A 14,014-nucleotide genomic window follows, 5' to 3' on the forward strand; every position below is an offset into this window, starting at 1 on the left:
TAGCCCTTAGTTTTCGTTATTAGAATGCTATCGCAATATCTAAAGAAGGAAGATTTATGATCACCGCTCTCTACGCATCCATTCTCGCTTTACTGCTCATCTGGCTTGCTTTTCAAGTCATCAAACAACGTCGAAGCAACAAAATCGCCTACGCTGACGGCGGCGTTGAAGCGCTTCAAATCGCCCGAAGTGCCCAAAGCAACGCAAGTGAATACATTCCTATTACTCTGATTCTAATGGCTCTCGTCGAATACAACGGTGCATCGGTTTGGCTGATTCATCTTGCTGGTGTTGCATTCGTCATTGGACGCATTATTCATGCGCGCGGAATATTAGGTGAAGACTTAAAAGGGCGCGTGACTGGGATGAAGTTCACCTTCTTTACTATGATTGGTTTAGTGGTGCTGAACTTAATCTACTTACCTTACGGTAATTTATGGTAAAAAACGCGACTTACTTACCGCCAGCGTGGCTACTGGTTCTTATCGGATTGGTGCTAAATATCGCGGCGATCGTACTGACGAGCGTGGTGCTCGATAAACTAGGAAAAGAAACCAGTTTGTTGGCCGATCAAAAGGCCGACAACTTGTACTCCATTCAATTGGCGTGGAACAGTGTAGAAACGCTTGAGAGAAAGCGAGAAGTGTTGCTACTGCATCTCCATTTGTCGCAAAGCGAAGCGGTGTCTGAAGAGATGAATCAAGTCCTACAAGGACACCTTTCTGCATGGACGGGTGATAAGGTTAGCGCCATTGAGATCACCCAACTGCCCAACCTTATGTCTGAAATCAATCAAGCTCAAACTAACTATCGAAACCGCATCGACAGTTACTACCTAGAAAACCTTGAGGTAACTGAAGTTATGTCGAGTTTGGAAGAAAAGATCGCATGGTACAAAAGCATTGGACTGTTTTTGCAAGTTTTTGGCTTAGCTTTGATTTTAGCGCGAGACCTTGCTCGTAAACCTTAATGGCCGATGTAACTTGTTTGCCATTTGCAAAAGACTGTTTGCAATATGCATATGATTTTATCTCGCAAGAGTGATTATTCGTTCAAATTAAGTGCAAATGGTTAAATAACAATCGGTTTGACTGCATCAGAAAGTTGGCATGCCTAATGCTTTAGTTATAGTGACCCTTTTAAGCCGAGGGTCACCTAGCCAACTGACGTTGTTAGTGAACCCAATTGTTCACACGTATATACAGCCAATCACATCTCTTGTGGTTGGCTTTTTTTTCACAATCAATTCACGTTTTAATTGTTACAGTTTCCAGTCGAACAATGGCGATGGCTGTGGTAGTTTTCGCGCGCATATAAATTCTAATTGGTTGTATTAATGAAGAAAGTTGTACGTTTAGTTGGTGTTGTCTCTATTTTTGGCGTCCAATCGGCAAACGCGATGAGTGAAAAAGATTGGGACGTGCTTACCGATATCGGTGCTTATGGTTTGGTTGCAACGGCTGCCGCAATACCTGCATATAAAGGGGACTGGGAAGGTTTTTGGCAAGCTGGTTTCAGTATTGGCGCTGCGTCAGGAATTGGTTTGATTGGTAAAACGACCATCGATGCGGAGCGTCCTGACAAAAGTGGTAATGACAGTTTCCCTTCTAACCATACGGCTAACGCTTTTGCTTCGGCGACAAACCTCTATTTACGCTATGGTTGGGAAGCGGGCTTACCTGCTTATGGGGTCGCGACCTTAGTTGGTGTTGGTCGAGTTGAGGCGAAGAAACACTATTGGCGCGATGTGCTTGCTGGCGCCGCTTTAGGAACCTTGACCGCATACGTGTTCACTGACGCTTATGATGAAAGTGTTCAACTCGTTCCTTGGGTGACGAGCGAAGATATGGGTGTATCACTTACATACCGCTGGTAGTTTGAACGTTGAAAAACAAAAAGCCTCGGCATAAACCGAGGCTTTGTTGTATCTGAATGTTAGCGTGTTCGCGTTTTAGAACTGAGCTTTAATCCAGATCATACGGTGGTCAGAAGAAACATCTTTACCATTACCGTATTTACCAATGCGGTCATCGTTAAACAGTTTACGACCTTCTTCGTATGATGCAGCCCAGTAAACGCCAGAATCAACCACGTTTAGGTTTGCTGAAGGCATTGCATAGTCAACACCCAGACCGAACGTCGAAGTGATGCGGTTAGGGATTGGGTGAGTAGAACTGCTATCTACTGCGTGTTCCGCAGCACCGAAGCTAGTTGGGTAAAGCTCACCGTTCATCACTTCTTGGTTTACTAGTGGATCATTATGGAATGCTTGCATGATGTCACTAAAGCCGTCGCCATCTAATGGATCAAGGTTTTGGTCACCCATCATGACGAATTTTGCACCTTCTGTCAGACCACCTTTGTTGCCAGCGTCATCGTAGAAATACTCTTTGCCTTGTACATAGTGATGCCAGAACTCAACTTCAGCTCCGTTTTGAACTTTGTTCTTGCCTGGATCGAATACTGGTGGAGTAGGGTGAGACATCAGTAGGTGAACAACTTCGTCGCCTTTCTCGGTAGGAATAATAATTGGTGCATCTACGTGGTTTTTAGACGACAGGCGAACGACGTCCCACTCTTCAGCAGTGTACCAATCGTCACCACACTTCATGCCATCTGGAATGGTTTGTGAGCCGTCACAGATTGTGATTTTAGGGATTTCTGCGCCTTCCATGTCTTTCCATTTGAACTCTTGGAAAGTACGAGTGTTTTCTGTGTCGATCTCGTATTTAGACATCAACGCGAAAGCGTATTGGCCGTGGTAGAAACCAAAGCCCCAAGCATCGCCAGGAAGCTGGCCAGCTGTGCCGTTGTTATCTAGGTCAAGACCACTGTTTAGGCCTGTGTTTGTTGAGTAAGACTCGGCGTAAGGGTACTCGATTGGTTCTAAGTTTGCATCACCACCTGCACCGTCAAGACTTTGCGCAACAGATAGGTAGTTGTTTTGGAAACCTTCCAAAGCAACCATATCTTCACCATTACCGTCGTTGTTGTATTCCGCCATCATAAGAACGTCAGGACGGTTCTTCTGAATGATTGCAGCAACGTTACGGATCTGAATGACTTTCTCAGCCATTGTTTTGTCTTCATCCGCGATGGTGCCATCAAGGTAAGCGGTGACAAGCTCAGTTTGTTTTGCTGGCTCTACCTGCATTTCAGCGACAAGGTCTTCAAAAGTACTGCGATCAAAAGAGAGGTTATAAGTGGCGATCTTTACTTCTTTAGGTTGAACATCTACGTATTCAGTGTCGTCATTACAGCCAGTTAAAAGCGCTGCACCAACAAGGAGAGCAAGAGGAGTTTTGATGTATTTCATGGGTATGTCATACCTTATAATTGGATTCGCGCAAATACTAAAGTTATCAGTAGCTTTTGTAAGCGATCTAGGTCACACAAACGATTGCGTAGTTACACGTTTGCTTAACTTTTGTGTGATTAATGCAATAAACGCATCATTTTCAACAGCAGAAGGTTATATTCAAACTGTTAAATAATGATGTCTATTTTATTTAATGTGATTGGATTTATATTTCATATTAATCGGTTTGGATAGATTTTGTTCGTTACTCATCTGAGTTTTAGTAGTGGGAAATTTTTCTTTATACTAGGCGTCTAACAGAAGTGAGGACGACCTCACCGCTCTTTTCTTTCTCGGGGACGACCCCAATCGTTAGGAATCTCTAAATGGCTTGGGCAATTCTTTTTCTTGCTGGTCTATGCGAAGTCGCATGGGCGGTCGGGCTCAAATATACCGAAGGTTTTAGTAAGCTTGCACCGTCTGCATTCACTATTGGATTTATGGGGTTAAGCTTTTGGTTACTGGGTATAGCGCTTAGAACGTTACCGTTAGGTGTTGCTTATGGCGTTTGGGTAGGTATTGGTGCGATAGGTACCGCAATTGCCAGTATCTATTTATTTAATGAGCCTGCCACGTTAATCAAGCTTATCAGTTTACTGCTCATTGTTGCTGGTATCGCGGGTTTGAAGTTCGCAGCTTAGCGTTACAAATACAGCCAAAAGAAAAGCCAGAGTGATGCTCTGGCTTTATTGTTTTTCGTTCAAACGAAACGTAAGTAGAAGGGCGATTGCTATCGTTTTATAAACGGCAACTTGAGATGCTGACCAAATACGTTGATCAGCGCGCCTGTCACGATTAATGCGCCACCTAAGTATGTCCACGCCGAAGGTAATTCACCAAAGAAGACGATGCCCAAAACGACAGAGAAAATGATCTGTACATAAGAATAAGCCGATGCTTTTCCTGCTTCTTGTGTTTGCATTGCTTTCGTGAGGCCCAGTTGTCCTATTTGCGTAAAGACGCCGACTAAAACGAGCATCATGGTCAGATACAAATCTGGCATGACGAATTGATCCCCAATCAAAAGAATCGATGCAGGCAGTGCCACCAAGGGGAAGTAAAAAATGATCACCGAGCTGTCTTCGGTCTGACTTAACTTACGTACGATTACGTACGCGATGGAGCTACCAAAAGCACCTAAGATGGCGATCATCACACTGAACATGGGTAAAGCATGTTCGGCGTCTGGGCCGGTTTCTGGCCTCACCATCACGTATACCCCAAGCAAACACAGAGCGATACAGATAAACGTCGAAGACTGGATACGTTCTTTAAGGAAGAAAACCGCAAGTAAGGCAGTAAATACAGGGTGGATGTACTGGAAAATGGTCGCTTCAGCTAGTGGTAACGTTGTAACGGAATAGTACACGCACATCAAAGCCATGGTGCCTACAGCGCCTCGCGCGAAAAGGAGAGGTTTATTATTACCCCAAACCGAAATGCCTTTGCGCTTTACATCGAGATAACTGATCACCAATGAGACCAGTGCCCTTGCTGCTACGATTTCAAATACAGGAATGCCGTGCAAGCTAACGTGCTTTACGGTGGCAGACATTAGTGCAAAGCCAAAAGCGGACAGCACCATAAAGCGCACGCCAATGGGAATCATCGAATTGATTGAGTTAGGCATCTTACTGCTCGTTTATTGAGGGAGATCGCACTTTAGCATACTAGACTGACAAAAAGATCAGCACCTTGTGATTAAGACTCCGGATCTTCTTGAACCAAGGTAGACTGTCTCGTTCAGATATAAAAACAATAAATACATAAGGAGAAAGGGATGATTCCTATTCAAGCAACGCATGTGTCTGGTGTGGTGATTTCCGAATTCGACGGCATAAAGAAAATGCTGTTGTTAGAGCGAGTCAAAGGTGGTTATTGGTGTCATGTCGCTGGTGGTGTGGAAGAGGGCGAAACTGGCTGGCAAGCCATCGTACGAGAGCTTAAGGAAGAGACACAAATCGAAGATGTAGAGCTCCATAGCGCCGATTTTTTAGAACAGTTTTATGAGGCACACAAGAATCGAATCATGGTCATTCCTTGTTTTGTCTTGTTCTGCAAACCGAATCAAATGGTGACGCTAAATCACGAACATACGGATTATCGTTGGTGTACATTAGAAGAAGCCAAACAGCTCGCACCATTTGCCAATCAACATCAACTATACGAGCATGTATGGAAGCACTATGTTGAAAGCAAACCTTCGCCATTCACAGTGATTAAACAAAAGTAGGTCAACGAGTTCTCAGATGTACCAAGGATATGAAAAACACCAATTGCGACAAATCACAGAGCGCATTTCCGTTGAGCCTTTATTGACGAAGCATGCGACCCCTTTGCTTGCTGCGGTGAATAAGAGCCGTGAACACTTGTCACAATATTTGCCTTGGACGGATTGGGTGACGAATCGCAGAGAAGCCGTCGCTTATATATCTCAACGTATTAACTCTAACGCGTTTGAGGCGTATTGGTTTGCCATTCGCCTCGATCAGAACTTTGTTGGTGTGCTCGGTATGAAAGGCGTGAACCAAGAAACGGGTGTGGCGGAAGTGGGATATTGGCTTGCCGAACAGGGGCGTGGTCATCGCATTATTGATCACGTTTTATCTGTTCTATTGCCATTGGTTCGTGAGCGAGGGCAGACAAGTGCGATTCAATTCCATTGTATGGAAGGCAATGTTCCGAGCATCAAGATTGCAGAGCGAGCAGGGGCGGTATTAAAGGAATACATAGACCATGATTTTGAAATGCTCGACTCTCGTCAGAGGTTAGGAGTTTATGAGTTGGTATTTGAAGCACACCCAAGGACGAGCCATTCGCTAGAAGAGCGTGTATAACCGCAACAAATTTGAGCCTACTGGAAAAGGGGCGTGATGGTTGTAAATTGTTCGATTTAAGCCTTTGTCACAAATTACAAACTGCATTCAGGTTTTCGTGATAAGAAACTTATCATGTTCGAAAAGATAATCCATTATTGCAGCGATGAATGAGTACTCATTGGTATTTAGAGATGGAAATTGCAATTAACCGGATCACGTGGCAGCAAGCCATGCCTATCCGACACCAAGTATTATGGCCTAACAAGCCTGTGGAACATTGCCACGTAGAGGGTGATGAAGAAGCAGAGCATTATGGTGCGTTTGTTGATGACGTTTTAGTCGGCGTTGCGTCGATATACCTTGACGACAATCAAGCTCGGCTGCGTAAGTTCGCCATATTACCTGATTATCAAGGGCAAGGTATTGGCTCTTCAATGGTTCGCTATATTTTGGTGAACTTGAAGCTATCTCCTGTCGAGTATTTTTGGTGTGATGCAAGAGAATCGGCGCTCATCTTTTACGAACGTTTTGGAATGCATACAGAAGGTGAACGTTTTTACAAATCGGAAGTGCCGTATTTTAAAATGAAGCTTGCGCTCTAATGAACAGAAATCTGAGTTTCAACTCTAACTTCCTAACCTCTTAAATAGTCACAATGTTGCACCTATGTTAAGTTTAAATCGTACATAAGTGCGACATTGCCAGTTGTAAGGGGTACAAGGAGAAAATCATGAATGCGATCGTAGACGTCGAAGTTGGTCAACTGCTGCAACAAAAGTTAGATAAGCTCAAAGCCGGATACAACACGGATCCTTATCCGAGCTTGGATTCGAGAAAGCAAAAGCTGACTCTCCTTAAACAAACCATCTTAAATAACCAGCAAGACTTGGTGGAAGCGTTAAGCGCCGATTTCGGTTATCGCTCTGAATTTGATACGGCAATGACGGATGTATTGCCGACGGTTGCGCAAATCAATTACACCCTGAAACGCCTCAATAAATGGTGTAAGCCAAGTCGTCGTCATGCAGGTTTGTTGCTTGCTCCTTCAAAAGTCACCGTTGAATATCAACCGGTTGGCGTGGTTGGCATCATTTCGCCTTGGAACTTCCCAGTCATTCTCAGTTTATCGCCATTAGTGACCGCGCTTGCAGCTGGTAACCGAGTGATGATGAAACTCTCTGAATGCACCCCTATGACCAACAAAGTGATTTCTGAGATTTGTCGAGCATTGCCTGAAGATGTTGAAGTCGTAGAGGGCGAAGCGGAAGTTGCTCAAGCGTTCAGTAAATTGCCGTTTGATCATCTGCTGTTTACAGGATCAACCAACGTTGGTCGCGCGGTTGCTCGTGCTGCTGCTGAGAATTTAACTCCAATTACGTTGGAGCTCGGTGGTAAGTCACCGGTGATCGTGGCAGATGACGCTAACTTGAACAAAGCAGTTGATGCGATTCTATTTGGTAAATGCATCAATGCTGGACAAATCTGTGTTGCTCCAGATTATGCCTTTGTACCAGAGGGAAGAATCAACGAGTTTGTCGCGTTGTTCCTACAACGTTTTGAAGCGCTGTACCTCAAAGGTCAGGATGACCAAGGCTTTACTCATATCATCAATCAGCGCCAGTACGACCGTTTAAAGGCAGTATTGGAAGATGCCAAAGCCAAGGGTGCAGAAATACATACCGTGTCCGAGACGAGCACAGAGGGGCGACTATTGTATCCGCACCTAGTGACCAATGTTTCGGAAGAGATGACCATTATGCAGGAAGAGATTTTTGGTCCTCTTATGCCAATCAAGTCTTACCGTGAGATCCAGGAGGCCATCGACTACATCAACCAGAACCAACGCCCACTTGCGCTTTACATCATGTCAGAAGATAAGAGTGTTATTGAGCATATTACCCGTAATACCCACAGTGGCGGTGTTGGGGTGAATGACACCATCTTGCACGTTGGTGCGGAAGACGCGCCATTTGGTGGTATTGGTGAATCTGGTATCGGCCACTACCATGGCGAGGAAGGTTTTAGAACCTTTAGCCACGCCAAAACTGTTCTAAATACACCAACGTGGTTACCTCGTGTAGGTATGTTGATGGAACGACGTGGCATGGCCATCAAAGCATTACAGAAATTCTTTATGCGTTAACGCCACTGATATTGGAACACCCAAGAATAAGAAAACCGCCCAGTGAGGCGGTTTTTGTTTGTTGTTAAATCGGGTTGTTGAAGTAAGTTAATGGCTACCTAAACATTCGGTAGCCATTGATGTTATTACTCTACGCAGTTCCAGCCTGTGGTATCAATCGAGTTAATCCAATCGGCAATTAACTGAACACCTTCATCATGAACAACGTGTCTGCCTAGTTCTGGCATCATATTTCCGTTGTCGACATTGATGCGGTAGTGCAACACAGAGTTTTCTGGATCACCCGGTACAATCACGTACGGAGATGGGCCTTTGTGGAAGGTGATACCACGAGCACAGATGCCCATTTCACTGATCCCTTCACGCCAGTATTCAAACTTGAACGGGTTGCTCGCCGCTTTACCTTCGGTGCGGTGACAGTGCGCACAGTTCACATCAAGGTATGCTTTGGCATAATCCAATAGCTCAGTGTCCGTTAGATTGTTCGCTCCCGCTTCGGTATCGAACACAGGGGTCTTAGGTAAGTTCTCCGGCGTATCTGGTAAAGCTTCTGTAAATAGCCCTAGCGTTTCCCAATGCACAAGCTGGTTAACTGGTGAGCCATCAGAGACATCCTGAACACTGTTTAGGTTACGTGCTTTAGGACCAATAGGAGAGAAACCTTTTGGCTGTGTGTTACCAGTAGGATCGGAGACATCAGATTCTACTTTGTGACACAAGGTACACTCATTTCGGCTTGGTACTTCATAAGTAAAGTTCAGTGTCTCGCCATTGTGTTCTACGCTGCGCTCAAAGGGTACCGATACGGCAGTCAGGTAGGCGTCGGTTTTGTCCTCGTTCCATACGTAAGGCAGGGCAATCCAACCGCTGTCACGACGAATCAATAGGCGAGTCTCAATGAGCTCTTCGTTTTCACCACGGGCATTCTCAGTGCTCGAAGGTAGCGCAAAGGTTTTAATCAACACGGTACCGACTGGGAAGTCGAACACCTCTTGCTCACGATAGCCTGCAGAGGCTTCGTTCGGCATCACAACAAAGCGGTATTTGCGTGCGTAGTCAGTAAAGAGTTCAACGTTCATCTCATACAAAGTACCTTTCGCAGACGCCGCTAAATTGAGGTTTTGTGTTGGATCTTTGGCATCTTCAAATAGATTGTATTGCGACAAGCTCACACAGTTTTCACCGTATGTCGCGCTTTCACGAGTAATCGCATCCCAGTTAATACCCGTCACGTCGTCTAAGGTACAGCTTGCGTTGCCGACGATACCGTTTGGTGTATCTGGATTATCAGGATCCGTCGCTCCGTCTTCGGTTTGATTGTAACCATAAACCACGCCATTAATTGTGACGGTATTGATGTCTAATGGCGTCTTAGAATCACAACCTGCGGTAAGTAGCGTTGTTTGCTCGTTCTCATATAAGAAATCTGCGTTGGCTGGGTTTTCCGCATAACGACCAATCGCGGTTGGATCCATGTTATCAACTAGTACACCGACACTTGCGCCATTGTTTACTAAACAGTTGCTATCTGCATCGGTAAACTCGGTAAGGTAATTCCAGTTGGTTGTTCCTGTCATACCGTTGAGCGCATCACGCAATGGTGCAAACATTTGTGAACGAATCAGTGACTCACCAGCGCCATCATAAAACAGAGCAGGGAAGGCTTGATGATTTAACGTGTACGCTAAAATCATATCTTCAATCAGAGAACCATTTGGATTGGCGCCCGTGTTGGTAATGGTGTTGTCGTGGAAATACATATTGGTCGGAACAGGGTTCCAGCCCTGCATAACGGCATTGCCTTCAGATGTCCCATTGAGCGGACTGTAAGCGTTAGGATCGCCGTTCACTAACAAGTAACTCGTCATCGCAAGTGCCATTGAGTCGTGGTTAGTAATCGTGTTGTTGAAGAACTCACTATTACGTCCAGACAGAATGACGACGCCAGTACCAGGAGGAACGATGCCCACCACGCCACAGCCACCTAGTCCATTTTGACAGGTGGTATCAACATAATTCTCTAAGTTGTTGTCACGAATGACGTTATCAAAGATACGTACATCATCAATTAAGCGACCAATAGTGGTAGCGCCCGGTAGGTCAAATAGCAGCACACCGCCCGTGTTTCCAAGCGCTAAGTTGTCGTAGACATCCACATTCGAACTGTTTTCAATCTCGATACCGGCGATGTTCTTTTCCGCTACGTTGTCACGGATAACCGCACCGATGGTTTGACCCACATAGATACCCGCATCGGCACTGCCATAACTCCATGTATCTTCAATCAAGACGTTTTGAGATTTTACTGGATAGATGCCGTAAGTGCCGCGTAGGTTACCATCTTCGTCACGTGCACGAGGCACTTCGAGCCAAACCGCCGCGACATCACGAATAATGATGCCTTCAACCCCGTCGGCTTTAAGACCGTTTTTAGAGGCTTCCGCAATTTGGAGATCGGAGACGGTGATGTTCGAACCACCACTGATGGCAATACCATCTTTGCCATCCACGCCACTGAAGTCGAGGTAGGTTTGGTCAATACCTGCACCACGTAACACGAGGTTATTCTTTGAATCGACCGTCAATTGATTGTTCATTTTGAAACAACCAGCGGGCAGTGTTACCACGCTGTTGTCTTCGGCAAGTTCGACCAGGTTTTCAATTGCGGTGACTTGTTCTGCGCTCGCCCATTCCTGACCGTTGCCACATAATTCTGGTGTACCGTACTCAGATAATTCATAACCGCTAGAGGTTTGCGGTTCATCATAATCGTCACTGTTACAACCCATCAAAAGACCGGAACTGATGAGTGCAGCGACAACCGTTTTGTTTATTCCGTGCATGATTTGCTTCCCTGTAATTAGTGTTATTGACTCAGTCAGGAATAATTAGAAAGAGTGGTTGTATTGGATTCCGTATATGTAGGCGTCCCCTTCGGAGCGATAAGCGATATCAACACCCGGTAGAGCGTGCGGCTCAAGCGGCTCAGTGAACGTGACTTCTTCGGCATCAATAAAGGTGAATCCAAAGTCGATTCGGCTGTTTTGATTGAAGGCGTACGTGGCACCAAAGCTGTAATTGATTCGGTCGGAATCTGGCAAGCTAATGCTCTTGTTGTTCACATTAGGCGTTTCGTCGTAAGCAATACCGGCGCGCAGAGTGAAGGAAGGGTTGAGTTGGTAAGTTGCTCCAAACGCATATTTGAAGGCATTTTCGAAGTTCTCATCCTTTTGTAGAACTTCTTGCCCATCAACGGTGGCGCGGATTTCTTCAAACACATCCCAACCCGTCATCATTACACTGTAGTGAATAGCCAGTGGGTCAGTGATCTGATGGAAACCAGAGAACTCAGTAATGCTCGGCAGGTTTAGGGTTAGGTCACCCGTCACGGTTTGACCCGGCGTCGAAATCGCACTTGGAATATCTGAGTAATAATCGCCTTCAAAATCCACATCCACTTTAGAGCGATAGCTTAACCCGAAACGGTGCCTCTCGTTGATCTCCCAAAGTGCGCCGAGGTTAAAACCGTAACCCCAGCCATCACCATCGAGTGATTTCGCCACGTCGGTGCGAGCAAAATTTGCGCCCGTATCAGCATTAATCGCATCGGCAAGAATACCCAACGTACGTGTGAGCTTGGCTTTACCATAAACAATGCTAGCGCCAGCACCAACACTGAACTCTTCGTTGATTCGGTAGGCGATGGTAGGGTTAAAATTAATCGTTTCTAAACTGGTTTCCCCACCAATCGGTCCGGCTAAATAGTCATCAGGGTATTCGGTTGCCAAACCAAAGTCAGTGAAGATACCAAGCCCCCATGACCACGAGTCATTGATTGGGGCTGCGATATAAAAAGATGGCACAACCACATTGTCGACGACGTCATTGTTGGTTAGCTGATTATTGAAGGACTCTGAAGGTCCGTTACCGGTTACGCGAACCTCTGGCATGATGTAAGCAGCACCTACGGACAATTGATAAGAATCGAACATCGTAATGGCTGCAGGGTTATGTGCGACTACTGATGCACCGTCTGCTATGGCGGCTTCGCCTGCATTAGCGCGCCCTAGGCCAGCGGCTGAATGTTCGGATAATTGAAATCCAGCGGCGTATAACTTAGGGGAGCTGAGCGCTATACCTATTGCAAGCGCGAGTTTTGCATTCCTTGTCTTCATATCACTCTGAAACTCCATGTGTTTTTAGGATGCGTTTTAAATAAAAGTGCCTGATAACCTATACAGGGGATGAGTAGGTTATTTGCTAAACACTCAGCTCAAGCATAAAAACAATTAACATATTTGTAACATTGAATTTCAGGATTTGTTATTACCATCTCATATAACTAATGGTTTGTAGTTTTGGGTGTAAATATCTGTAAATGTTATAGTTAAGCTCGATTTATACATTGTAGATTTTTCACGAAACAGCCCTATGGTGTTTGATGTCCACTCAAAAAGTGCGGCTTAAGTGTTATAGAATAGTGAATGGTAATCAGTGTATTTTTGTACGCTTGTTTTAAACGAGTGTTTAATTGATATTTAAAGCTTAGTGTTAAAATCGGTCAGAATCATGCAATTTATCACTGAATCGAATGCTAAACTTTATGAGTGATTAGAGCTTTTACTTAAGGAATGGGAAGTCATATGGAGCTGTATTTCTTAGGAACGTCCTCTGGGGTTCCAACTAAATCCCGTAATGTTTCTGCGACTGCTTTGCTGGAGAGCAAGGGAAAAGGGTGGTTTCTAGTTGACTGCGGAGAGGCGACTCAGCACCAATTGCTATACACTCCGTTATCACTTAATTATTTACGAGTTATTTGTATTACCCATATTCATGGCGACCATTGTTATGGCTTACCGGGCTTACTCGCCAGTGCAGGCATGAACAACCGCAAAGATCCTCTGACGATCATTGCGCCAGAAGGGATTAAACAGTGGTTTGAAGCGACTCAAGCGTTCACCAAACTCTATCTGCCATTTGAGCTTCACTTCATTGAAGCCGAACAGTTTGATTCGATTGAAATTGGTCAGTTTACGATTACCGCTACCGCACTTTCCCATCGTGTTCCTAGCTTTGCTTACTGTTTTGAAGAATCAACCATTCGCATGTATCCAGACATCGATAAGCTTGAGCAATTGAACATACCGAGGGGACCAATCTGGGGAGAGCTTGTGCGGGGGAATGATGTGGAGTACCAAGGTCAAACCTTAATGAGTAATGCGTTTACTAAGCTTGCACATCCACCGAGAAAAGCGATCATTTGTGGTGATAACGACACCCCAGAGAAACTCGATAGTCTAATTGAAGGCGCGCATCTGTTGGTACACGAATCAACGTACTCAGAAGCGATGAAAGAGCGAGCAGGAGAAGTCGGTCACGCCTATTCCTCACAAGTTGCCAGTTATGCGCAGACAAAGCAAATTCCGAGCTTGATTCTCACTCACTTTAGTCCTCGCTATCAATTCAGCCCTGAAGCGGAAGTGTCGATTGAGCAGATTCGGCAAGAAGCTCAAACTGCTTACTCTGGTCATCTCTTTCTTGCTCACGATCTCGCGCATTATCGAATTGACAGAGCGGGTTTGGTTGAGGAGGTTAAAGACGCTAAAGATAAGAACGAATAAAGGCTCTTGTCGCGAAAGCAATTCAAAATGAAATCGTCACAACAAGAGCCAACTTGTTCTAGGCACTGCATTC

General features: G+C 45.2%; 13 protein-coding genes. 9 read left to right on the plus strand and 4 right to left on the minus strand.

Annotated features, from left to right (window positions below; all coding sequences use genetic code 11):
• The first annotated feature begins 56 nt into the window (after positions 1–56).
• From VCHENC03_RS18100 to VCHENC03_RS18090, 3 genes are all read left to right on the plus strand, one after another.
• Positions 57–443: an MAPEG family protein gene (locus VCHENC03_RS18100; RefSeq protein WP_009705272.1), complete on the plus strand. Its 387-nt coding sequence runs from the start codon at positions 57–59 to the stop codon at positions 441–443.
• Positions 437–970 (plus strand): hypothetical protein, encoded by a 534-nt coding sequence (locus VCHENC03_RS18095; protein WP_005441327.1) that lies wholly within the window; start codon positions 437–439, stop codon positions 968–970. Before VCHENC03_RS18100 ends, VCHENC03_RS18095 begins: the two co-directional genes overlap by 7 nt.
• 366 nt (positions 971–1,336) lie before the next feature.
• Positions 1,337–1,876, plus strand: a complete 540-nt coding sequence (locus tag VCHENC03_RS18090; RefSeq protein WP_009705273.1) for a phosphatase PAP2 family protein — start codon at positions 1,337–1,339, stop codon at positions 1,874–1,876.
• Between the two features lie 75 nt (positions 1,877–1,951).
• Here VCHENC03_RS18090 and VCHENC03_RS18085 read toward each other — a convergent pair whose 3' ends face one another.
• Complete coding sequence (locus tag VCHENC03_RS18085) at positions 1,952–3,316, minus strand: endonuclease/exonuclease/phosphatase family protein (protein WP_009705274.1); 1,365 nt, start codon at positions 3,314–3,316, stop codon at positions 1,952–1,954.
• 368 nt (positions 3,317–3,684) lie between these two features.
• Here VCHENC03_RS18085 and VCHENC03_RS18080 point away from each other — a divergent pair, with 368 nt between their 5' ends.
• Positions 3,685–3,999 carry a DMT family transporter gene (locus VCHENC03_RS18080; RefSeq protein WP_005441333.1) on the plus strand — a complete coding sequence of 105 codons (315 nt, stop codon included), beginning with the start codon at positions 3,685–3,687 and terminating at the stop codon, positions 3,997–3,999.
• 89 nt (positions 4,000–4,088) lie between these two features.
• Here the strand turns inward: VCHENC03_RS18080 and VCHENC03_RS18075 are convergent, their stop codons facing one another.
• A complete protein-coding gene (locus VCHENC03_RS18075) occupies positions 4,089–4,988 on the minus strand; it encodes a DMT family transporter (RefSeq protein WP_009705275.1) in 900 nt (299 codons plus the stop codon).
• A 150-nt stretch (positions 4,989–5,138) separates the two neighbouring features.
• On the opposite strand from VCHENC03_RS18075, the gene VCHENC03_RS18070 reads away from it, so the two are divergent.
• The 4 genes from VCHENC03_RS18070 (at position 5,139) to VCHENC03_RS18055 (ending at position 8,320) form a co-directional block, all read left to right on the plus strand.
• Entirely contained in the window at positions 5,139–5,591 is a 453-nt protein-coding gene (locus VCHENC03_RS18070) for an NUDIX hydrolase (protein WP_009705276.1), read from the plus strand.
• A gap of 16 nt (positions 5,592–5,607) precedes the next feature.
• On the plus strand, positions 5,608–6,195 hold the full coding sequence (locus tag VCHENC03_RS18065) for a GNAT family N-acetyltransferase (RefSeq protein WP_009705277.1): 588 nt from the start codon (positions 5,608–5,610) through the stop codon (positions 6,193–6,195).
• A gap of 173 nt (positions 6,196–6,368) precedes the next feature.
• Complete coding sequence (locus VCHENC03_RS18060; protein ID WP_005441349.1) at positions 6,369–6,779, plus strand: GNAT family N-acetyltransferase; 411 nt, start codon at positions 6,369–6,371, stop codon at positions 6,777–6,779.
• A 128-nt stretch (positions 6,780–6,907) separates the two neighbouring features.
• Entirely contained in the window at positions 6,908–8,320 is a 1,413-nt protein-coding gene (locus VCHENC03_RS18055) for a coniferyl aldehyde dehydrogenase (protein ID WP_009705278.1), read from the plus strand.
• 125 nt (positions 8,321–8,445) lie between these two features.
• Here VCHENC03_RS18055 and VCHENC03_RS18050 read toward each other — a convergent pair whose 3' ends face one another.
• Both VCHENC03_RS18050 and VCHENC03_RS18045 read right to left on the minus strand, forming a co-directional pair.
• Complete coding sequence (locus VCHENC03_RS18050) at positions 8,446–11,163, minus strand: SO2930 family diheme c-type cytochrome (protein ID WP_009705279.1); 2,718 nt, start codon at positions 11,161–11,163, stop codon at positions 8,446–8,448.
• A 45-nt stretch (positions 11,164–11,208) separates the two neighbouring features.
• Complete coding sequence (locus VCHENC03_RS18045) at positions 11,209–12,495, minus strand: outer membrane protein transport protein (RefSeq protein WP_032802373.1); 1,287 nt, start codon at positions 12,493–12,495, stop codon at positions 11,209–11,211.
• 468 nt (positions 12,496–12,963) lie between these two features.
• On the opposite strand from VCHENC03_RS18045, the gene VCHENC03_RS18040 reads away from it, so the two are divergent.
• On the plus strand, positions 12,964–13,941 hold the full coding sequence (locus VCHENC03_RS18040) for a ribonuclease Z (protein ID WP_032802374.1): 978 nt from the start codon (positions 12,964–12,966) through the stop codon (positions 13,939–13,941).
• The last annotated feature ends 73 nt before the right edge of the window (positions 13,942–14,014 follow it).

Origin of the sequence: Vibrio sp. HENC-03 (assembly GCF_000305755.2) — a bacterium.
In the GTDB taxonomy this organism is placed as follows: Bacteria; Pseudomonadota; Gammaproteobacteria; order Enterobacterales; family Vibrionaceae; genus Vibrio; species Vibrio owensii.

What these genes read in the sequence shown, in the direction of transcription:
- VCHENC03_RS18045 (WP_032802373.1), bottom strand. Translation starts at nt 12,495, where the DNA reads ATGAAGACAAGGAATGCAAAACTCGCGCTTGCAATAGGTATAGCGCTC.
- VCHENC03_RS18050 (WP_009705279.1), bottom strand. Translation starts at nt 11,163, where the DNA reads ATGCACGGAATAAACAAAACGGTTGTCGCTGCACTCATCAGTTCCGGT.
- VCHENC03_RS18090 (WP_009705273.1), top strand. Translation starts at nt 1,337, where the DNA reads ATGAAGAAAGTTGTACGTTTAGTTGGTGTTGTCTCTATTTTTGGCGTC.
- VCHENC03_RS18075 (WP_009705275.1), bottom strand. Translation starts at nt 4,988, where the DNA reads ATGCCTAACTCAATCAATTCGATGATTCCCATTGGCGTGCGCTTTATG.
- VCHENC03_RS18070 (WP_009705276.1), top strand. Translation starts at nt 5,139, where the DNA reads ATGATTCCTATTCAAGCAACGCATGTGTCTGGTGTGGTGATTTCCGAA.
- VCHENC03_RS18055 (WP_009705278.1), top strand. Translation starts at nt 6,908, where the DNA reads ATGAATGCGATCGTAGACGTCGAAGTTGGTCAACTGCTGCAACAAAAG.
- VCHENC03_RS18060 (WP_005441349.1), top strand. Translation starts at nt 6,369, where the DNA reads ATGGAAATTGCAATTAACCGGATCACGTGGCAGCAAGCCATGCCTATC.
- VCHENC03_RS18080 (WP_005441333.1), top strand. Translation starts at nt 3,685, where the DNA reads ATGGCTTGGGCAATTCTTTTTCTTGCTGGTCTATGCGAAGTCGCATGG.
- VCHENC03_RS18085 (WP_009705274.1), bottom strand. Translation starts at nt 3,316, where the DNA reads ATGAAATACATCAAAACTCCTCTTGCTCTCCTTGTTGGTGCAGCGCTT.
- VCHENC03_RS18065 (WP_009705277.1), top strand. Translation starts at nt 5,608, where the DNA reads ATGTACCAAGGATATGAAAAACACCAATTGCGACAAATCACAGAGCGC.
- VCHENC03_RS18100 (WP_009705272.1), top strand. Translation starts at nt 57, where the DNA reads ATGATCACCGCTCTCTACGCATCCATTCTCGCTTTACTGCTCATCTGG.
- VCHENC03_RS18095 (WP_005441327.1), top strand. Translation starts at nt 437, where the DNA reads ATGGTAAAAAACGCGACTTACTTACCGCCAGCGTGGCTACTGGTTCTT.
- VCHENC03_RS18040 (WP_032802374.1), top strand. Translation starts at nt 12,964, where the DNA reads ATGGAGCTGTATTTCTTAGGAACGTCCTCTGGGGTTCCAACTAAATCC.